The organism is Curtobacterium sp. MCPF17_050, assembly GCF_003224435.2.
Lineage (GTDB): Bacteria > Actinomycetota > Actinomycetes > Actinomycetales > Microbacteriaceae > Curtobacterium.
The window spans coordinates 1,710,902-1,730,493 of record NZ_CP126250.1 but is presented as its reverse complement, the minus strand read 5'-3'; the positions used below and the strand labels follow the sequence as shown (position 1 = coordinate 1,730,493).

18 protein-coding genes and 1 tRNA gene are annotated in these 19,592 nt (G+C 72.6%); 14 read left to right on the top strand and 5 right to left on the bottom strand.

All coding sequences use genetic code 11. The annotated features are described in order from the left end of the window. Positions 1–80: 80 nt before the first annotated feature. Positions 81–719: a histidine phosphatase family protein gene (locus tag DEJ34_RS08265; protein WP_110824987.1), complete on the bottom strand. Its 639-nt coding sequence runs from the start codon at positions 717–719 to the stop codon at positions 81–83. Then, positions 716–1,627 (bottom strand): NAD-dependent protein deacetylase, encoded by a 912-nt coding sequence (locus DEJ34_RS08260; protein ID WP_110910852.1) that lies wholly within the window; start codon positions 1,625–1,627, stop codon positions 716–718. Before DEJ34_RS08260 ends, DEJ34_RS08265 begins: the two co-directional genes overlap by 4 nt. A 128-nt stretch (positions 1,628–1,755) precedes the next feature. Between DEJ34_RS08260 and DEJ34_RS08255 the strand changes: the two genes are divergently transcribed. After that, entirely contained in the window at positions 1,756–2,571 is an 816-nt protein-coding gene (locus DEJ34_RS08255; RefSeq protein WP_110824985.1) for a TrmH family RNA methyltransferase, read from the top strand. A 112-nt stretch (positions 2,572–2,683) separates the two neighbouring features. Then, on the top strand, positions 2,684–3,943 hold the full coding sequence (locus tag DEJ34_RS08250; RefSeq protein ID WP_110910853.1) for a D-alanyl-D-alanine carboxypeptidase family protein: 1,260 nt from the start codon (positions 2,684–2,686) through the stop codon (positions 3,941–3,943). A gap of 38 nt (positions 3,944–3,981) precedes the next feature. Here DEJ34_RS08250 and DEJ34_RS08245 read toward each other — a convergent pair whose 3' ends face one another. Beyond that, the gene (locus DEJ34_RS08245) at positions 3,982–4,767 is read right to left on the bottom strand and encodes an SGNH/GDSL hydrolase family protein (protein WP_110910854.1); all 786 of its coding nucleotides are present in this window, start codon (positions 4,765–4,767) and stop codon (positions 3,982–3,984) included. 24 nt (positions 4,768–4,791) lie between these two features. Here DEJ34_RS08245 and DEJ34_RS08240 point away from each other — a divergent pair, with 24 nt between their 5' ends. The 7 genes from DEJ34_RS08240 (at position 4,792) to DEJ34_RS08210 (ending at position 12,732) form a co-directional block, all read left to right on the top strand. Continuing rightward, positions 4,792–5,958, top strand: a complete 1,167-nt coding sequence (locus DEJ34_RS08240; protein ID WP_110910855.1) for an acyl-CoA dehydrogenase family protein — start codon at positions 4,792–4,794, stop codon at positions 5,956–5,958. A 42-nt stretch (positions 5,959–6,000) separates the two neighbouring features. After that, positions 6,001–7,263 carry a DNA polymerase IV gene (gene dinB / locus DEJ34_RS08235; RefSeq protein WP_110889838.1) on the top strand — a complete coding sequence of 421 codons (1,263 nt, stop codon included), beginning with the start codon at positions 6,001–6,003 and terminating at the stop codon, positions 7,261–7,263. Between the two features lie 96 nt (positions 7,264–7,359). Then, entirely contained in the window at positions 7,360–9,189 is a 1,830-nt protein-coding gene (locus DEJ34_RS08230; protein WP_181422205.1) for a DEAD/DEAH box helicase, read from the top strand. Positions 9,190–9,196: 7 nt separating this feature from the next. Next, positions 9,197–9,403 (top strand): hypothetical protein, encoded by a 207-nt coding sequence (locus DEJ34_RS08225; RefSeq protein WP_110900227.1) that lies wholly within the window; start codon positions 9,197–9,199, stop codon positions 9,401–9,403. Positions 9,404–9,490: 87 nt separating this feature from the next. Continuing rightward, a complete protein-coding gene (locus DEJ34_RS08220; protein WP_110824977.1) occupies positions 9,491–10,819 on the top strand; it encodes an NAD(P)/FAD-dependent oxidoreductase in 1,329 nt (442 codons plus the stop codon). A gap of 147 nt (positions 10,820–10,966) precedes the next feature. After that, positions 10,967–12,106, top strand: coding sequence for a zinc-dependent alcohol dehydrogenase (locus DEJ34_RS08215; RefSeq protein ID WP_110824976.1), 1,140 nt, complete (start codon positions 10,967–10,969; stop codon positions 12,104–12,106). Continuing rightward, the gene (locus DEJ34_RS08210; RefSeq protein WP_258368872.1) at positions 12,103–12,732 is read left to right on the top strand and encodes a hypothetical protein; all 630 of its coding nucleotides are present in this window, start codon (positions 12,103–12,105) and stop codon (positions 12,730–12,732) included. The genes DEJ34_RS08215 and DEJ34_RS08210 overlap by 4 nt, the downstream gene beginning before the upstream one ends. Positions 12,733–12,850: 118 nt before the next feature. Here the strand turns inward: DEJ34_RS08210 and DEJ34_RS08205 are convergent. Further along, positions 12,851–12,936 (bottom strand) — tRNA-Leu (locus tag DEJ34_RS08205). 165 nt (positions 12,937–13,101) lie between these two features. Between DEJ34_RS08205 and DEJ34_RS08200 the strand changes: the two genes are divergently transcribed. From DEJ34_RS08200 to mshC, 3 genes are all read left to right on the top strand, one after another. Further along, the gene (locus tag DEJ34_RS08200; RefSeq protein WP_110900228.1) at positions 13,102–14,400 is read left to right on the top strand and encodes a M20/M25/M40 family metallo-hydrolase; all 1,299 of its coding nucleotides are present in this window, start codon (positions 13,102–13,104) and stop codon (positions 14,398–14,400) included. A gap of 62 nt (positions 14,401–14,462) precedes the next feature. Continuing rightward, positions 14,463–15,290 carry an undecaprenyl-diphosphate phosphatase gene (locus DEJ34_RS08195; protein WP_110910883.1) on the top strand — a complete coding sequence of 276 codons (828 nt, stop codon included), beginning with the start codon at positions 14,463–14,465 and terminating at the stop codon, positions 15,288–15,290. Further along, positions 15,287–16,528 (top strand): cysteine--1-D-myo-inosityl 2-amino-2-deoxy-alpha-D-glucopyranoside ligase, encoded by a 1,242-nt coding sequence (gene mshC / locus DEJ34_RS08190; RefSeq protein WP_110910856.1) that lies wholly within the window; start codon positions 15,287–15,289, stop codon positions 16,526–16,528. The genes DEJ34_RS08195 and mshC overlap by 4 nt, the downstream gene beginning before the upstream one ends. A gap of 90 nt (positions 16,529–16,618) precedes the next feature. Here mshC and DEJ34_RS08185 read toward each other — a convergent pair whose 3' ends face one another. Beyond that, entirely contained in the window at positions 16,619–17,551 is a 933-nt protein-coding gene (locus DEJ34_RS08185; RefSeq protein ID WP_110825207.1) for a proteasome assembly chaperone family protein, read from the bottom strand. A gap of 218 nt (positions 17,552–17,769) precedes the next feature. Here DEJ34_RS08185 and DEJ34_RS08180 point away from each other — a divergent pair, with 218 nt between their 5' ends. Together DEJ34_RS08180 and DEJ34_RS08175 are read left to right on the top strand one after the other, a co-directional pair. Next, the gene (locus DEJ34_RS08180; protein ID WP_110910884.1) at positions 17,770–18,477 is read left to right on the top strand and encodes an HAD family hydrolase; all 708 of its coding nucleotides are present in this window, start codon (positions 17,770–17,772) and stop codon (positions 18,475–18,477) included. Beyond that, the gene (locus DEJ34_RS08175) at positions 18,474–19,592 is read left to right on the top strand and encodes a tRNA (adenine-N1)-methyltransferase (RefSeq protein ID WP_258365887.1); all 1,119 of its coding nucleotides are present in this window, start codon (positions 18,474–18,476) and stop codon (positions 19,590–19,592) included. The genes DEJ34_RS08180 and DEJ34_RS08175 overlap by 4 nt, the downstream gene beginning before the upstream one ends.

The window sequence follows — 19,592 nt, the reverse complement described above, 5'->3', positions numbered from 1 at the left end:
CAGCGGCGTCCCGGTCGTCGGGCCGCCGTGCACCGGAGGCTAGTCCGACGCTGCCCGGCACGCTCCCCGGATGGGCGGCGTCAGCCTCGGCGCTCGAGCGGGTTCTGGTACTCGAACGCGTACCGGCCCGGGGCGTCCGACAGGTCGTCGATGGGGTCGTCGGAGCGGACCAGTTCGGCACGGAAGCGCTCGGGGTCCCACCGGAAGGTGTGCACCGACCCGTTGCGGATCGGGACCGTCGACCGCTCGACCGTCCCGGGTGCGGCGGCGTCGACGACGGTCCGGATCACCGCGCCGTGGGTCGCGACGACGACCGCGCCGCCGTCGTAGCGCACGGCGATCTCGGCGAGCGTCTCGGTCACCCGGTCGAGGAGCGCCGCGCGGGACTCGCGCCCGGGGACGGCGTCGTGCGGCCAGCGCTCGGCGATCTCGACGTGGGTCAGACCCTCCGCCTCGCCGTAGGAGCGTTCCCGGAGACCGTCGTACGCCGCCGGGGCGGCCAACCCGAGGTGGTCGGCGATGATCGTCCCGGTCTCGAGGGCCCGGGACAGGGGCGACGAGACGACGGCGTCGAACGACCGGCGTGCCAGGAGCGCGGCGGTCTCGGCCGCCTGCCGTCGCCCGGTGTCGTTGAGGGGCACGTCCGTCGACCCCTGGATGCGCCGTTGCCGGTTCCAGTCGGTCTCGCCGTGTCGGACCAGGCAGAGGAGGGTCGTCACCCGTCGATCATCGCAGACGCGGTGAGCCGGGCCGCGAGCTCGACGAGGGTCTCGGTCGTCCCGGCGTCGAGCTTCACCGCGGCACGACGGTCGCTCCGCGTGGCGCCCCGGTTGACGATGACGACCGGTCGCCTGCGCCGCGTCGCGTGGTCGAGGAGCCGGACGCCGGAGTTCACGGTGAGCGACGACCCGACGACGAGGAGCGCGTCCGCCTCGGCGACGATGGACACGGCCTCACGGAACTTCTCGGCGGGCACGAACTCGCCGAAGAACACCACGTCGGGCTTGAGCACGCCGCCGCACACCGTGCAGTCCGGCACGCGGAACCGCTCGACGTCGGTGATCTCGACGTCCCCGTCCGGCTGCAGCTGCACCGTCCCGGGCTCGTCGATCCAGGGGTTGTCACGGTCGAGCACCGCGGCGAGGTCGGCGCGGGAGAAGACCTGCCCGCACGTCAGGCACACCGCCCGGTCCATCGAGCCGTGCACCTCGACCACCCGACGCGATCCGGCGCGCAGGTGCAGCCCGTCGACGTTCTGGGTGACGATGCCGCTCACCACGCCGGCCTGTTCGAGCTCCGCGAGCGCGCGGTGCCCGTCGTTCGGGCGTGCCGCGGCGAAGGTCCGCCAGCCGAGGTGCGACCCGGCCCAGTAGCGCTGCCGCTTGGCGGGATCGGCGAGGAACTCCTGGAAGGTCATCGGCTTGCGGACCACCCGGCCTGCTCCGCGGTAGTCCGGGATCCCGGAGTCGGTGCTGACACCCGCGCCGGTGAGCACGGCGATGCGCTTGCCCTGCAGGACAGCGACCGCCTGCTCGAACGCGGCAGCGGTCGCACCGGTCGTCGCGGTGTCGTCCGTCGCGCTGTCGTCCCCCGCGGTGTCGTCCGCAGTGCCGTCGCTCGTCGCCATCGTGTCCACGGTACCCTCAACCGCCGAGCGTCCCCGGGCCTTCCCCGTGCGGGCGCCGCCCCGGACCGGGACCCGCGCCGCCGGGCCCGAGCCGGACCACCACCGCCCTCCCGACCGGAACGAGCACCGTGCACCCCGTCCGCATCGACTCCCTCGACGACCCGCGCCTCGACGACTTCGCGCGCCTGACCGACGTCGCGCTCCGACGGGTCACCGAGCCCGAGGGTGGCCTGTACATCGCCGAGTCGAACACCGTCATCGAGCGCGCGGTCCGGGCCGGTCACGTCCCGCGGAGCGTGCTCGTACAGGAGAAGTGGCTCGACAGCGTCCTGCCCCTGGTCGACGGGCACGACGGCCCGGTGTTCGTCGGGTCGGACGCCCTCCTCGAGGAGCTGACCGGCTTCCGGATGCACCGCGGGGCGATCGCCGCGATGCACCGCCCTTCGCTGCCGTCCGTGGCCGACGTCGTCCGCGACGCACGCCTCGTGGTGGTCCTCGAGGACGTCGTCGACCACACGAACGTCGGCGCGGTGTTCCGCAGCGTCGCCGGGCTCGGTGCCGACGCGGTGCTCGTCAGCCCGCGGTGCGCCGACCCCCTGTACCGGCGGAGCGTCCGGGTGAGCATGGGCACCGTGCTGCAGGTGCCGTGGACACGCATCGGGGAGTGGCCGGCGGCGGGCGAGGACCTCCGCGCCCAGGGCTTCCACGTGGCCGCGATGGCGCTCACCGACCGCTCCGTCGACCTGGAGGCCTTCGTCGCGGACGTCCCCGAGCGCGTCGCGCTCGTGATGGGCACGGAGGGCCAGGGCCTGACGCCCGCGGCGGTCGCCGCCGCGGACACCACCGTGCGGATCCCGATGCACCACGGGGTGGACTCGTTGAACGTGGCCGCGGCGAGCGCCGTCGGTCTCTGGGCGGTCGCGCACGCGCAGCGCTCGCGCTGACCGGTGCGGTCCATCGGCCGACCCGACAGGCGACCGGAGGGCCCGAGGCGCCACGCGCCGACGGGGGCGGGTCCCAGGGACGCGCCCCGGGCCTCCAGTACGATCCGGTCTCGTGCCGAACGTCGTCCGCCGCCCCCGCTCCGCGCTCCGGAGGCCCGTGACGCTCGGCGTGGTCGCCGTCCTCCTGCTGGTCGCCGCGTTCCTGGCCGCGGCCGCCCTCGTGCCGTTCGCCCCGGCAACCGCGAGCACCGCGACCTACGAGGCACCCAGGGTGCGCGCGCCGGAGCTCCGGTTCCCGGACTACGGTGCCACCGCTGTCGAGGCCGAGGGGTTCCCGGAGAGTCTCACGACCAGCGGGGACCGGCAGCAGCGGTCGATCGCGAGCATCTCGAAGATCGTGACGGCGCTCGTCGTGCTCGAGGAGAAGCCCCTCCCGGTCGGGAAGCAGGGGCCGTCGGTCCGGTTCACGCCGGCGATGGAGGCGTTGTACGCGGAGTACGCGGCGCTGAACGGTGAGGTCGCCCCGCTGCCGGCCGACGGGCGGATGTCCGAGTACCGGGTGCTGCAGGTGGCGCTCATGGAGTCGGCGAACAACTACGCGGGGTCACTCGCCCTCTGGGCGTTCGGGTCGATGGACGCCTACCGCGCCGCAGCCGCGACGTGGCTCGACGACCACGGGCTGGACGACACCACGATCGTCGAACCGACCGGCCTCGACCCACGGAACCGGTCGACGGCGACCGACCTGGTGGACCTCGGGCAGCTCGCGCTCGCGGAGCCGGTGGTCAAGGAGGTCGTCGGCACGGCGTCGGTGACGGTCCCGGGCGTCGGCGAGATCGAGAACTCGAACAAGCTGCTCGGCATGGACGGTGTCGAGGGGATCAAGACCGGCACCCTCGACGAAGCGGGTGCGTGCCTGCTCTTCGCCGCCACTTACGAGCGTGGCGGCCGACCGGTGACCGTCGTCGGCGCCATGCTCGGCGGGGTCGACCACGACGCGCTCGACGCCGACGTCCGTCGGCTGCTGCACTCGGTCGCGGACGACTTCCACGTGGTGACCCTGACGAACGAGGGACAGACGTTCGGCACGTACACGGCACCGTGGCAGGACGAGGTCGACGCGACCGCGAGCCGGGCGGCGTCCGTCCTGGTGTGGGGGAGCACGACCGTCTCGGCGGAGACGACGCTCGAGCCGGTGACGCTCGGTGCGGCGGGCGAGCGCGTCGGCCGCGTGCGGTTCACCGTCGAGCACCACGACCCGGTCACGGTGCCGCTCGAGCTCGACGGGTCGATCGATGACCCCGGCGTCTGGTGGCGGTGGACGAACCCGTTCCGCGGCGTGGAGCTCGCCCCGGGCGCCCTGGTCGGCTAGCGAGCGGCGCTCGCTCCGGGTCCCGCCCTCGGCCGTGCTCAGTCGCGCCGGGTCACCGGCTGCAGGGTGCTCCGCTTCGCCGTGACGCCGTCACCGGAGGACGTCCCCCGCACGCGTCGCACGACCCAGGGCACGAGGTACTCCTTCGCCCAACCCAGGTCCTCGACCCGCGCCTCCCGCCACGGTCGGGCGGCGAGCGGCTCCGGCACCGACGGTCCGAGTGCGTGCGGGACACCGAGCGTGTCGAGCACGGCGGCCGCGACGGTCGCGTGCCCGAGCGGTGAGTGGTGCAGCCGGTCCGGCGCCCACATCCGCGGGTCCCGGAGGACCCGGAGCGCCCAGAGGTTCGTCACGAGTGCGCCGTGCTTGAGTGCGATGGCGTGCAGGTGCTCGTTGTAGACCGCGGTCTTCCCGCGGACCATGCCGAGCACCGGCGTGGTCCCGACGTCCGGTCCGGTGAAGAGCACCACGGTCGCACCGTCCCGGCGGAGCTGCTCCACCATCCCGTCGTACCGTTCGGCGAGCTCGTCCGGGTCGGAACCGGGACGGATGACGTCGTTCCCGCCCGCGGACACCGTGACGAGGTCCGGTCCGAGGGCGAGCGCCGCCTCCACCTGCTCGTCGACGATCTGCCGGAGCAGGCGCCCCCGCACCGCGAGGTTGGCGTACGCGAAGTCCTCGTCCGTGCCGTCCGCGAGCGCGTCCGCCACGCGGTCGGCCCACCCGCGGTGCCCGCCGACGGACGACGGGTCCGGGTCGCCGATGCCCTCGGTGAAGGAGTCACCGATGGCGACGAACCTGGTCCAGGGATGACGGTCTGACACGCCTGGCGACCGTACTCTCGTCCCATGACCTCGTCCACCCCGCTCGAGCAGCGTCCCTGGTCCGTGCCGGACGAGCTCCTCGCCCGCATCGCCGACCGTGCTCCCCGGTACGACGCGGACAACGCGTTCTGCGTCGAGGACCTCGACGAACTCCGACGGGCCGGCTACCTGCGGATCGGCGTGCCCGTCCGGGACGGAGGCTCGGGGCTGGGTCTCCGGGCGACCGCAGCGGTCCAGCGGACGCTCGCCGAGGCGGCACCGGCGACGGCCCTCGGGCTCGGGATGCACCAGGTGTGGGTGCAGGCCGCCCGCGCCGTGTCCGCCAGGGGCGGGTCGTTCCTCGACACCGTCACCGACGCCGCTGCAGCGGACCGACTCCTCGCGTTCGGCGTGAGCGAGCCCGGCAACGACGCGGTCCTGTTCGACTCGCGCACCGTGGCCGAGCCGGACGGCGCCGGCGGCTACCGCTTCACCGGCACGAAGGTCTCGACGTCCCTGGCGCCCGCGTGGGACGTGCTGAGCGTGTTCGGCAAGGACACGTCCGGCCCGGAGCCCCGGCTCGTGCACGGCTTCGCGCTGCGCGGCGACGGTGGCGTGCGGCACCTCGATGACTGGGACACCCTCGGCATGCGGGCCACGCAGAGCCGGACGACCCTGCTCGAGGGGCTGCACGTCCCAGCCGACCGGATCGTGCGCGTCCTGCCCGTCGGACCCGTCGCCGATCCGCTGGTCTTCGGTGTCTTCGCCGCGTTCGAGCTGCTCGTCGCGTCCGTGTACGTCGGCATCGCCTCGCGTGCGGTGACGCTCGCGGTCGAGCGGGTGGCCGCCCGCACCGCGGCGGACGGGACGGCCCGCTCCGCCGACCCGGACGTTCGTCGTGCCGTGGCCGCGATGCGGGGCGCGACCGACGCCGTGCACCTGCAGGTCGACGCACTGGCGCGCGACGTCGACGACCTGGTGGACTCCGACCGCTGGTTCCCGCTGCTCGTCGGGACGAAGGCCCGTGCCGTGGACACCGCGCAGCACGTGGTGGACGAGGCGATGCGCGTCGTCGGCGGGTCGGCCTTCCGGTCGACCGACGAACTCGCCCGCCTGGCCCGGGACGTCCGCGCCGGCCAGTACCACCCGTCGACACGGGACTCGGCGATGCGGACGATCGCGGCGGCCGAACTCGGTCCGCTGCCGCGGTGAACCGGCAGCTGCGGTGTCGGCGGTCCGTGCGACCATGACCCGGTGAGCAAGCAGGACGGACGCAACCGGATCGTCTCCGACACGCCCGTCGACGACCGCTCTGCGACGGTCCTGCACGTCGACATGGACGCCTTCTTCGCCTCCGTCGAACTGCTCGACCGCCCGGACCTCGTCGGCCTGCCGGTGATCGTCGGGCACGACTCCGACCGCTCCGTCGTCACGGCCGCCACCTACGAGGCCCGCCGGTACGGCATCAACTCGGCGATGCCGATGGCGGTCGCGAAACGGCGGTGTCCCGCCGCCGTCATCGTCGAGCCGCACTTCGAGAAGTACAGCGCCCGCTCCGCGCAGGTCATGCGGATCTTCGACCGCTTCACCCCGCGGGTCGAGCGGCTCGGCATCGACGAGGCGTTCCTGGACGTCGCCGGGGCCCTCCGCCTGTACGGCACGCCGTGGCAGATCGGCGCCGAGATCCGCCGCACCGTGTTCGCCGAGACGGGCCTGCACTGCTCGGTGGGTGCCGCGTCGACGAAGTTCGTCGCGAAGCTCGCCTCGAGCCGCGCCAAGCCGGACGGCCTGCTCGTCGTCCCGCACGCCGACACCGTCGCCTTCCTGCACCCGCAGCCGGTCTCGGCCCTGTGGGGCGTCGGGGGCAAGACGCAGGAGACGCTCGAGCGTCGGGGGATCCACACCGTGCGGGACCTCGCGACGACCCCGCTGCCGTCCCTGGTGTCGCTGCTCGGTCCGGCCGGTGGACAGCGGTTGCACGACCTGGCGTGGGGGCGGGACCCGCGCACGGTGGAGGCCGGGGTCGGTGAGAAGTCGATCGGGCACGAGGTCACGTTCGGCCGTGACCTCACCGAGCGGGACGACGTGGCGCGGGAACTCCTCCGACTCGCCGAGAAGGTCGCGGTCCGGCTCCGACGCGCCGAGGTCCAGGCCCGGACCGTCGCGCTCAAGGTGCGGTACACCGACTTCACGACGCTCACCCGCTCCCGCACCCTCGCCGAGCCGAGCGACGTCGCCAAGCGGATCCACCGGGAGGCCGTCGAGCTGTACGACGTCCTGCACCGTCCGGGCAACCGGATCCGGCTCATCGGCGTCCGCGGCGAGAACCTCGTGCCGGCGGCCGCGAGCAACGCGCTGTGGGACGACGACGCGCCGTGGCGTGAGACCGAGACGACCGTCGACGCGGTCACCGCGCGCTTCGGTGCCGGTGTCCTGCGTCCCGCGTCCCTCGTGCGCGGGTCCGGCGGCGGTCCCGGCCCGAGCACGCCGCGGGCGCCGCACGCCCGGCAGGACTGACACGTGTCGGGCGACCGCGTGCCGGTACACTCGGGTGGAGTGAGCGCAGCGGAGAACATCGAGCACCAGGAACCCGCCGAACTCCCGATCGACGGGCTGTCCGACGACCACCGCCCCACCGGACCGGCGGCGATCGCCGAGGTCGCGGGCAACGCGGCGGCCGAGCACCTGTCGCCCGCCTTCCCCGAACGTGCCGCATGGGGCACCGCCTCGAAGCTCCGCGCCTGGCAGGTCGAAGCGCTCACGAAGTACTTCGAGAAGGAACCGCGCGACTTCCTCGCCGCGGCGACCCCCGGCGCCGGCAAGACCACCTTCGCGCTGCGCCTGGCGACCGAGCTCCTCGCCCGCGGCACCGTCGACCGCCTGGTCGTCGTCGCGCCCACCGAGCACCTGAAGCGGCAGTGGGCCGACGCCGCCGACCGCGTGAACATCCGGCTCGACCCGATGTTCAAGAACGGCGACGGCATGTTCGGCCGGCACTACCAGGGCGTCGCGATCACCTACGCGCAGGTCGGCATGAACCCCGAGGTGCACGAGCGGATCACCGCGGGCGGCAAGACCCTCGTGATCCTCGACGAGGTGCACCACGGCGGCGACGCGCTGACGTGGGGCGACGGCATCCGGCAGGCGTTCACGAAGGCCACGCGCCGACTGTCGCTGTCCGGCACGCCGTTCCGGTCGGACACGGCGCCGATCCCGTTCGTCCAGTACGCCCCGGACGAGCAGGGGGTCCGTACCTCGATCTCGGACTACAACTACGGCTACGGCCGGGCGCTCAAGGACGGCGTCGTCCGCCCGGTGCTGTTCATGGCCTACGCCGGGCAGATGCGCTGGAAGACCCGGATGGGCGACGAGATGGCCGCCTCGCTCGGCGACCCCGTCACGAAGGACATCACCGCGCAGGCCTGGCGCACCGCGCTGTCGCCGGAGGGCGAGTGGATGCCCGCCGTGCTCTCGGCGGCGGACAAGCGCCTCACCGAGGTGCGCCGTGGCGTGCCGGACGCAGGCGGGCTGGTGATCGCGACCGACACCACGACCGCCCGGGCGTACGCGCGGATCCTGCAGCGCATCACGGGGGAGCGGCCGACCGTGGTCCTGTCCGACGAGGCCGCCGGGTCGAGCCGGATCCAGTCCTTCGCCGAGGACACCTCGCGGTGGATGGTCGCCGTCCGGATGGTGTCCGAGGGCGTCGACGTGCCGCGGCTCTGCGTCGGCGTCTACGCCACGAGCGCGAGCACGCCGCTGTTCTTCGCCCAGGTCATCGGCCGCTTCGTGCGCGCCCGACGCCGCGGCGAGACCGCGTCGGTCTTCCTGCCGAGCGTGCCCGGGCTGATGGCGCTGGCCGCCAGCCTCGAGCTGGAGCGCGACCACGCCCTCGACCGCCCGAAGGACGCCGAGGACGGCATGTACAACCCCGAGGACGCCATGGTTGCGGAGGCGAACAAGGAGGACCGGGCCTCCGAGAGCCTGCTCGATGTGCAGCCGTTCGAGGCGCTCGACTCGCAGGCGTCGTTCGACCGGGTCCTCTACGACGGCGGCGAGTTCGGCACCGGCGGCGAGGTCGGGTCGCTCGAGGAACTCGACTTCATCGGCATCCCCGGGCTGCTCGAGCCCGACCAGGTGCGGGACCTCCTCCGCGCCCGGCAGGCGACCCAGGCCAAGCGCTCGAAGGGCCGCGTCCCGAAGGACGGGACGCCCAAGGCGCCCGAGCCGGTGGACCGGCCGATGTACATGACGATCAAGGAGCAGCGGTCGGAACTGCAGCGCCTCGTCTCGATCTGGTCCCGGCACGCGAACGAACCGCACGGGTCGATCCACGCCGAGCTCCGTCGGATCAGCGGTGGTCCGGCCGTCGCGCAGGCGAGCATCGAGCAGATCCAGAAGCGCATCGACATCCTCCGCTCCCGCATCGGCGGGCGACGGTGACCCGCGCGTGATCGAGCCGGTCGACGACGACCGCACCTGGTACGTCAAGCGCGACGCGGACTCCTCACCCGAGGCGATCATCGACCGCTTCGGGGGCGGCTACCGGCTCCGGCGGTTCTCCCTGAACGAGTCCCGTCGCACGCAGCACGGCGTGTACACCGGCCGCGAGGTCGCCGAGACGGCGTGGTGGCGCCTCCGCGACGGCCGCAGCTGACCCGTGGACGATCCGGATCGGGACCGGATCGGCCGCACAGGTGCGGCGCTGATGACGGGGAGGGGCCGGATCGGGTAGACCGGAGGAATGGCAGACTCCATCCCCCACGTCCTCGTCCTCGGCGGCGGCTCGGCCGGCTACACCGCGGTCAAGCAGCTCCAGAAGCACGCCGCCTCGGTGCCCATGCGCATCACCCTCGTGGACCAGAACACGTACTACACGTACCTGCCGTTCCTGCCCGAGGTCGCCGGCGGTCACATCGCCCCGAAGGACGTCACCGTCGAACTCCGACGTGCGCTCCGCAAGACCCGGGTCATCCAGGGCAAGGTCACCGGGATCTCCTCGGCCGACAAGACGGTCTCCGTCGCGACGGCCGGTGGTGACGACCGGTCCTTCGAGTACGACCACCTCGTGGTGGCACTCGGCTCGGTCACCCGTACCTTCCCGACGCCCGGCCTCGACGAGGTCGGCGTCGGCTTCAAGACGGTCGAGGAGGCCGCGTACGTCCGCGCCAAGCTCCTCGACAACATCGCGAAGGCCGCCGCCACGCGCGACGAGGACGAGCGTCGTCGCCTGCTCACGAGCATCTTCATCGGCGGCGGCTACACCGGGGTCGAGGCGATCGGTGAGCTGTTCGACGTCTCCCAGGCCGCGATCGCCACGTACCCGTCGCTCGCCGGCGAACAGCCGCGCTGGGTGCTCATCGACGCCCTCGACCGGGTCGCCCCCGAGGTCGGCCCCGAGCTGTCGAAGTGGACCCTCGAGTCCCTCCGTGCCCGCGGCATCGACGTCCGCCTCAAGACCACCATGCCGAGCTGCGAGGGCGGGATCGTCAAGCTCTCCGACGGTGACGAGTTCGCCACCGGCCTGCTCGTCTGGACGGCCGGCGTCAAGCCGAACCCGCTCCTCGACGCCACCGACCTGCCGCGCGGGCCGAAGGGGCACCTCGCCGCCAACGCGAAGCTCCAGGTCGAGTCCGAGGACACGCACGAGGTCGTCCCGGGCGTCTGGGGCCTCGGCGACGTCGCCCAGGTCCCGGACCTGACGGCCGAGAAGCAGCCGGCGTACTACCCGCCGAACGCCCAGAACGCCGTCCGGCAGGCCGTCGTCGTCGCGGACAACATCGTCGCCTCGATCACGGGCAAGCCCCTCGTGGAGTACCGCCACCCGTCCATCGGAACGGTCGCCTCGTACGGTGTCGCCAAGGGCGCGGCGAACATCAAGGGCATCAAGATGACGAACCTGCTGGCGTGGATGGCGCACCGCTCGTACCACGTGTACGCGATGCCGACGCTGAACCGCAAGGCGCGCATCGTCATCGGCTGGGTGACCGGTGCGGTCTCCGGCCGCGACGCGACGTCCCTCATCAAGGAGACCGACCCGCGGCAGAACTTCGTGGACGCCGCGAAGAGCTAGCACGCGACTGCCTGCAGACGGGAGGCCCGGTACCAGCTGGTACCGGGCCTCCCCTCCGTCCGCGTGGCGGCTGTGCGTCGAACGCGAGCCTGGGCCGCCTCCCATCCGCCGTCCGTCAGCGTGGACGGTACGAGCGAGAGGAGCGCCATGCGCGCCATGACCTACCGCGGCCCCTACCGGGTCCGCGTCGAGGACAAGCCCGACCCCCGGATCGAGCACCCGAACGACGCGGTCATCCGTGTCGAACGTGCCGCGATCTGCGGGTCGGACCTGCACCTGTACCACGGCATGATGCCGGACACCCGCGTCGGCCACACCTTCGGTCACGAGTTCATCGGCGTCGTCGAGGAGGTCGGGTCGTCCGTCGAGACGCTCAGCGTCGGCGACCGGGTGATGGTCCCGTTCCACATCTCCTGCGGCACCTGCTGGTTCTGCGCCCGCGGCCTGTTCACCAACTGCCACAACGTCAACCCGAACGCGACCGCGGTCGGCGGCATCTTCGGGTACTCGCACACCACCGGCGGCTACGACGGCGGGCAGGCGGAGCGCGTCCGCGTCCCGTTCGCCGACGTCGGCCCGCAGGTCATCCCGGACTGGCTCGACGCCGAGGACGCCCTGATGATGACGGATGCACTCGGCACCGGGTACTTCGGTGCCCAGCTCGCGTCGATCCGCGAGGGCGACACCGTCGTGGTGCTCGGTGCCGGCCCGGTCGGCCTGTACGCGGCGAAGTCCGCGTGGTTCATGGGCGCCGGCCGTGTGATCGTCGTCGACCAGCTCGAGTACCGCCTGGCGAAGGCCCGCGAGTTCGCGCAGGCCGAGACGATCAACTTCGCCGAGGTGGACGACATCGTCGTCGAGATGAAGAAGCAGACCGACTTCCTCGGCGCCGACAGCGTGATCGACGCGGTCGGTGCGGAGGCCGACGGCAACTACCTGCAGCACGTGACGAGCTCGAAGCTCAAGCTGCAGGGCGGCTCGCCCATCGCGCTGAACTGGGCGATCGACGGTGTCCGCAAGGGCGGCACCGTGTCGGTGATGGGCGCCTACGGCCCGATCCCGAGCGCAGTCAAGTTCGGCGACGCGCTCAACAAGGGCGTCACCATCCACATGAACCAGGCGCCGGTGAAGCGCCAGTGGCCGCGGCTGCTCGAGCACATCCAGGCCGGGCACCTCAAGCCGAGCGACGTCATCACGCACCGGATCCCGCTCGAGCACATCGACGAGGCGTACCACCTGTTCTCGGCGAAGCTCGACGGCTGCATCAAGCCGGTGATCGTGCCGTGAGCGAGAACGGAGACCAGAGCATGCGCACCACACCGGACGGCCACGGCGCCGACGACCACATCGCGTACGTGGCGGACAAGCCGCGCGACCTGCCGTCCGCGGACGAACTCCGCGCGCGGATCCCCGGATGGGGGAGCGACCTGGACCTCGCCGACCGGCCGAGCGTCCCGAAGCTGTCCCGCGAGGCCGGCTCGGCGACGAACGCGCACTGGGACCGACCGGAGCAGCAGCCCGGTGGGGAGGGCCGCGAGCGGTCGATCGAGCACGCGCACGTCACGCCGGTGTTCGGCACCGCGCAGCCCCTGTCCGGCATCGCCGGCGTCGTGAAGCGGTACGCCTACCGCCGCTTCAGCGAGGGCCGCCTGGCGCACTGGATGCTCCTGGTCGTCGGCGACCGCCTCGACGTCGCCACGCACCGGGTCACGGACGCGCTCCGCGGCCGGCCGGACCGGCTCGTCAAGGAAACCGGGATCGCCGCCGAGCGTGCGGACGACCCGGTCGGCGCCCGCCTCGGGTCGACGCGACGGGACTGGCGACACGGTGTGCTCGACCCCGTCGTCGCGACGTGGCCGTACCTGCTCATCGGCGGCGTGGCCGTCTGGGTGGTGCGGCGCGCCCGGCGCTGACCGAGAACCGCACCGCGCTCTGGGCGCGGAAAAACGAACGGCCCTCCCGGAGGAGGGCCGTTCGCCGCTTGTCTCAACACAAGTGTCCGAGCACGTGGTCCGGAGACCAGGTACTCCGTGTCCGAGGGGGGACTTGAACCCCCACGCCCTAATACGGGCACTAGCACCTCAAGCTAGCGCGTCTACCAATTCCGCCACCCGGACTGGGTGTGGTGCTCTCGCACCGGGCTGACCGACCGGGTTTCCCCGGCCTTCCTGCCGAGAGAAGACACTAGCACGGCTGTGAACGCACGCTGAACACGGGTGCGCATCCCGGGCGCGGCGCGACCGTATCGCGGTGCTCGGTGGTGTCGCCGGTAGCGTTGTCGCATGACGTCCGAGCTGGAACGCACCGCGGCGATCGCGCGGGACCTCATCCGGATCGACACCACGAACTGGGGTGAGGGGAAGTCCCGGGGTGAGACCGAGGCAGCGCACTACGTCGAGGCAGCGCTGCAGGACCTGGGCCTGACCCCGCAGCTGTTCGAGTCCGAGCCGGACCGGGTCAGCGTCGTCGCCCGCGTCCCCGGCCGGGACCGCAGCAAGCCGGGCCTCGTCGTGCACGGGCACCTCGACGTCGTACCGGCCGACCCGGCGAACTGGTCCGTCGACCCGTTCGGCGGCGAGGTGCGCGACGGGTCGCTCTGGGGTCGTGGCGCCGTGGACATGAAGAACATGGACGCGATGATGCTCACGGCGTTGGCCGACGTGGTCGAACGCCAGGGCGCTCCCGAGCGCGACCTCGTCATCGCGTACTTCGCGGACGAGGAGGCCGGGGGCATCCTCGGCGCCCACCACGTCGTGGACACGCATCCCGAGGTCTTCGCCGGGGCGACCGCTGCCATCAGCGAGGTCGGCGGCTACTCGATCACGCTCGGCGACCGTCGCGCCTACCTGCTCCAGACCGGTGAGAAGGCGCTCATGTGGGTGAAGCTGACCGCCCACGGGACCGCGGCGCACGGCTCGCACGTCATCCGCGACAACGCCGTCACGAAGCTCGCCGCCGCCGTCGGCCGGATCGGCGGCGAGGAGTGGCCGGTCCGGCTCTCGGACACGACCGAGGCGATGGTCGCCGAGGTCGCCCGCTTCCTCGGCGTCGACCCGGTCGCCACCGGTCCGGACGAGGTCGCCCTGGCCACCGGCTCCGCGGCGCGGTTCATCCACGCGGCGTTGCACACCACCACGAACCCGACCGTCCTGCAGGCCGGGTACAAGCACAACGTGATCCCGGACGAGGCCACCGCGCTCGTCGACATCCGCTGCCTGCCCGGTGACGAGGAGACCGTCCTGGCCCGCGTGCGGGAACTCGCCGGCGAGGACGTCGAGGTCACCATGACGCACCAGGACGTCGGCCTCGAGCAGGACTTCGGCGGTCCGCTCGTCGACGCCGTCCGGGACGTCCTCGAGCGGCACGACCCGGGCGCCCCGGTCCTGCCGTACCTGCTCTCCGGCGGCACCGACAACAAGGCGCTGTCCCGTCTCGGCATCGCCGGGTACGGCTTCGTGCCACTGCAGCTGCCCGCCGGGGTGGACTTCCCCGCGATGTTCCACGGCGTCGACGAGCGGGTCCCGCTCGAGTCGCTGGCGTTCGGCCGCCGCGTCCTCGGAGACCTCTTCGCGACCTACTGATACCGTGCATGGTCGTCGTCGGGAACGGCGACCGAGTCCAGCACCGGCGAAAGGCCGCACACGTGCACATCTTCGAGGCGATCTTCCTCGGCTTCGTCCAGGGTCTGACCGAGTTCCTGCCGGTCTCCTCCAGCGCGCACCTGCGCATCGTCGGGCTGTTCCTGCCGGATGCGGAGGACCCCGGTGCGGCCTTCACCGCGGTGACGCAGCTCGGCACCGAGACCGCCGTGCTCATCTACTTCTGGAAGGACATCACCCGGATCATCGGGCGGTGGTTCGGCGCGCTCGGTGGCAAGGTCCCGCGGAACGACCCGGACGTCCGCCTCGGGTGGCTCGTCATCCTCGGCACGATCCCGATCGGCGTGGTCGGCCTGCTGCTCCAGGACAGCATCGAGACCACGTTCCGGTCGCTCTGGATCGTGGCGATCGTGCTCATCGTCTTCGGCGTCGTCCTGGGCGTGCTCGACCGGGTCGGACGGAAGGTCCGGCGGATCGAGCACATGACCTTCAAGGGCGGCATCCTCATCGGGCTCGCGCAGGTCCTCGCGCTCGTCCCGGGCGTCTCCCGGTCCGGTGCGACGGTCTCGATGGGGCTCGCCCTCGGGTACACCCGTCCGGCGGCCGCGCGCTTCGCCTTCCTCCTCGCGATCCCCGCGGTGTTCCTGTCCGGGCTGTACGAGGCCGCGACGAGCCTCGGCGACACCGGAGCGCCGTTCGGTGTGGCGGACACCCTGATCGCGACCGTCGTGGCCTTCGTCGTCGGGTTCGTCGTCATCGCCGCGTTCATGAACTACATCAGCAAGCGGAGCTTCATGCCGTTCGTGGTCTACCGCATCGTCCTCGGTGTCGTCCTCATCGTGCTGCTCTCCCTCGGGGTGGTCGAGCCGTGAGGGCCTGGCAGGCACCGAGCGTCCCCGAGGTCCCGGGGTCCGGCCCCCGTCCGCTCGTCCACGACACCGCGACCGGCAAGCCCGTCGACCCGACGCGTGGCACCGACGACGCGTCGCTCTACGTCTGCGGGATCACCCCGTACGACGCCACGCACCTCGGGCACGCCGCGACGTACCTGGCCTTCGACACGCTCGGCCGGGCGTGGCGGGACGCCGGGTTGCCGGTGCGGTACGCGCAGAACACGACCGACGTCGACGACCCGCTCCTCGAGCGGGCGACGCGTGACGGCGTGGACTGGCGGGAGCTCGCCGCCTCGCAGATCGACCTGTTCCGCCGCGACATGGAGGCCCTGCGCGTCCTGCCGCCGGACGACTACGTGGCCGTCACCGACGAGGTCGAGCGCGTCGCCGAGGCCGTGGCCTACCTGGAGGAGACGGGCTACGCCTACACGGTGCCGACGCCGGACTCCGACGGTGAGGACCTCTACTTCGACGTCAGCCGCCCGAGCGACGCCTGGACGCTCGGCGACGAGAGTCGTCTCGACCGCGAGACGATGCTCGCCCTCTCCGCCGAGCGCGGCGGCGACCCCGACCGGCCCGGCAAGCGCGACCGGCTCGACCCGCTGCTCTGGCGTGCCGAGCGCGAGGGCGAACCGAGCTGGGACACCGAGATCGGCCCCGGACGCCCGGGCTGGCACATCGAGTGCAGCGTCATCGCCGGCGACAAGCTCGGCCTGCCGATCAGCGTGCAGGGCGGCGGCAGCGACCTCGTCTTCCCGCACCACGAGATGAGCGCCGGGCACGCCGCGGCCCTGGCCTCCCAGCCGCTGGCGAACGCCTTCGTGCACACCGGGATGGTCGCCTACCAGGGGGCGAAGATCTCCAAGTCGCTCGGCAACCTGGTGACGGTGCGCGGGCTCCTCGACGGTGGCGCCGATCCGCGGGCGATCCGCCTGGCCCTGCTCTCGCACCGGTACTCCGACGACTGGGAGTGGACCGACGGCGACCTCGACGACGCGGGCCGCCGCCTCGCTGCCTGGGACACGTGGGTGCGCTCCGGCTCCGGCTCCGAACAGGACGCCGACGCCGTCGTGGCGCGGCTCCGGGCCCGGGTCGCGGACGACCTCGACACGCCGGGCGCGGTCGCGGTGGTCGACACCGCGATCGCCGGCGGGACGTCGGCGACCCCCGAGCTCGTCGACCTCGTCGACGCCCTGCTCGGCATCCGCATCGCCTGACCGCCGTGGCGGCGGACGCTGCCACCCTGAGACGAACGGGAGGTCCGGTACCAGCTGGTACCGGACCTCCCGTCCGTTACACGCCCGCGTCTACTGCGGCGGCTGCGGCGGCCGCCACGGGCCCTCGCCCGCCGCCCCGCCGCCGTCCTTGCCGTCCTTGTGCTCCCGGCGCCGCAGGTACTGCTCGAACTCCTGCGCGATGGCGTCGCCGGACGCCTCGGGGGAGTCGACCGTGTCGCGCGCCTGTTCCAGCTGGCCGATGTAGGACGCCATGTCCTCGTCGTCCGCGGCGAGGGCGTCGATGCCCTCCTCCCACTGCGCGGCATCGTCGAGCAGGGTGCCTCGCGGCACGGTGACGTCCGTCAACTCCTCCATCTTGTCGAGCAGCGACAGGGTGGCCTTCGGCGACGGGGCGTTGTGCACGTAGTGCGGCACGGACGCCCAGAGCGACAGCGTGGTCAGCCCGGCCTTGTCCATCGCGTCTGCGAGGACCCCGAGGATGCCCGTCGGGCCCTCGTACGTCGACTTGTCCACGTCGAACGCCGCACGCACGCCGGCGTTCTCGCTCGACACGAAGACCGAGATGGGCCGGGTGTGCGGGACGTCGGCGAGCATCGCCCCGACGAAGACCACGGCGTCGATCGAGTACACGTCCGCCAGGTCGATGACCTCGGCGCAGAAGGCGCGCCAGGTCCGCGACGGCTCGGGGCCGACGAGCACGAACACGTCCCGCTCGGTCGGTGCGCCGGTCGCCCCGATCACCGGTCGGCCCTCGGCACTCGGGCCGTGCAGGACGATGCGCGGCCAGGTGACGGCCCGCTCGCCCTCGTCGTCGAAGCCGACCTCGGGACGGTTGAACTGGTAGTCGACGTACCGCTCCCCGTCGATCTCGCGGAGTTCATCGAGCTCGAGGGCGTCGACGATGCGACGAGCGAGTCCGCTCGCGGCCTCGCCGGCGTCGTTCCAGCCCTCGAACGCGACGACGAGGAGTCGTCCGTCGCTGAAGGGGGAGTGCTGTGGCACGGCAGGGGCCTCCTGGTTGTGGAGCGGGTCGACACACCCGCGGTCGCGCGCGTCGGACCGGAGCACGATCAGGCATCCACGATAGACCCGCTGCCCCCGGGCGGGCGTCCCCGGCCCGGGGGTCGCCGACGCCGCCGGTAGACTCGTCGCCCGTGACCGCGCAACCCCCCACCACCGTCCGGCCCGACCCGGTGCTGCCCGCAGCCGTGCTGTGGGACATGGACGGCACGATCATCGACACCGAGCCCATCTGGCAGGAGTCGCAGGTCGTGCTCACCGCGCGCTTCGGCGCCGAGTGGACGCACGAGGACGGCCTGTCGCTCGTCGGCAGCGGCCTCGAGCGGTCCGGCGAGATCCTCCGTGCCAAGGGCGTCGACATGGAGGTCGAGCAGATCGTCGCGTGGATGACCGACTTCGTGGTCGAGCGCCTGCACGGGGACGACCTGCCGTGGCGTCCCGGTGCCCGTGAGCTCGTCGAGGAACTGCACGACCGCGGGGTCCCGACCGCACTCGTCACGATGTCGCGCCGCACGATGGCCCTGGTCACCGCCGAGGCGTTCGGCGCACGCGGCTTCCGGGTCGTCGTCGCCGGTGACGACGTCGAGCGCCCGAAGCCGTACCCGGACGCCTACCTGAGCGCGGCCGCGCAGCTCGGCGTCGACCCGACCACGTGCGTCGCGATCGAGGACTCCGCGACCGGCGTCGCCTCGGCGGTCGCGTCCGGCGCGGTGACCGTGGGCGTCGAGCACATCGTCCCGCTCGCCGAGGGTGCCTGCGACGTCCTCCTCGACACCCTGGACGGCGTGACCGTCGACCGCCTGCTCGAACTCACCGGCCCGGCCCTGGCGGCCCGTGCCACCGACCGCCAGGGAGGCCCGGCCTCCGTCCCGGCGTCGGCCCCCGTCACCGAAGGGGACGCGCGATGAGCGACGCCACGACCGACGAGCCCACCACCCCCGGCGAGCCGACCGCGCAGGACGCGGTGGAGCTGCCGCACACGGTCGGGGGTGCGCCGCACACCCCGCCGCGCGGACCGTTCCGTGCCGGCGACCGCGTCCAGCTCACGGGCCCGAAGGGGAAGCTCACCACGCTGTCGCTCGAGCGCGGCGTGGTCTACCACACGCACCGCGGCATGCTCGCGCATGACGACGTCATCGGGCAGCCGGACGGCTCGGTCATCCGGGCGAGCTCCGGGGACGAGTACCTGGCGCTGCGGCCCCTGCTCAACGACTACGTCATGTCGATGCCGCGTGGTGCCGCGATCGTGTACCCGAAGGACGCGGCCCAGATCGTCGCGTTCGCGGACGTCTTCCCGGGCGCACGGGTCGTCGAGGCCGGGGTCGGTTCCGGCGCACTCTCGCTGTGGCTCCTCCGGGCGATCGGCCCGACCGGCAGCCTGCAGTCGTTCGAGCGCCGCGACGAGTTCGCCGCGATCGCCCGCGGCAACGTCGGCACCTTCCTCGGGGCGGTCCCGGACAACTGGTCCGTGACCGTGGGGGACCTCGTCGAGGAGCTCCCGCAGGCCGTCGAGCCGCAGAGCATCGACCGCGTGGTGCTCGACATGCTGGCCCCGTGGGAGTGCGTCGACGAGGCCGCCGACGCCCTCGTGCCCGGCGGGCTCATCGTCTGCTACGTCGCGACGGTCACGCAGCTGTCGCGCACGGCCGAGGCCCTCCGTGACACCGGGCGCTTCACGGACCCGCAGTCGAGCGAGACGCTCGTGCGCACGTGGCACGTGGAGGGGCTCGCCGTGCGACCGGACCACCGGATGGTGGCGCACACCGGCTTCCTGGTCACCGCACGTCGCCTGGCGGACGGGGTCGTCCTGCCGAACCTGAAGCGACGTGCCGGCAAGGCGGAGTTCTCGGACGAGGACGTCGAGGCCTGGACCCCCGGCGCCGTCGGCGAGCGTGGCGCCAGCGACAAGAAGCTCCGCAAGGTCGCACGTCAGGCGGCCGCCCAGGCCCGCAAGGTCGCGGCGGCCGAGGCGGGCGAGGACGGTGGCTCGGCGGCGTCCGGACCCGACGACGACGCCCACTAA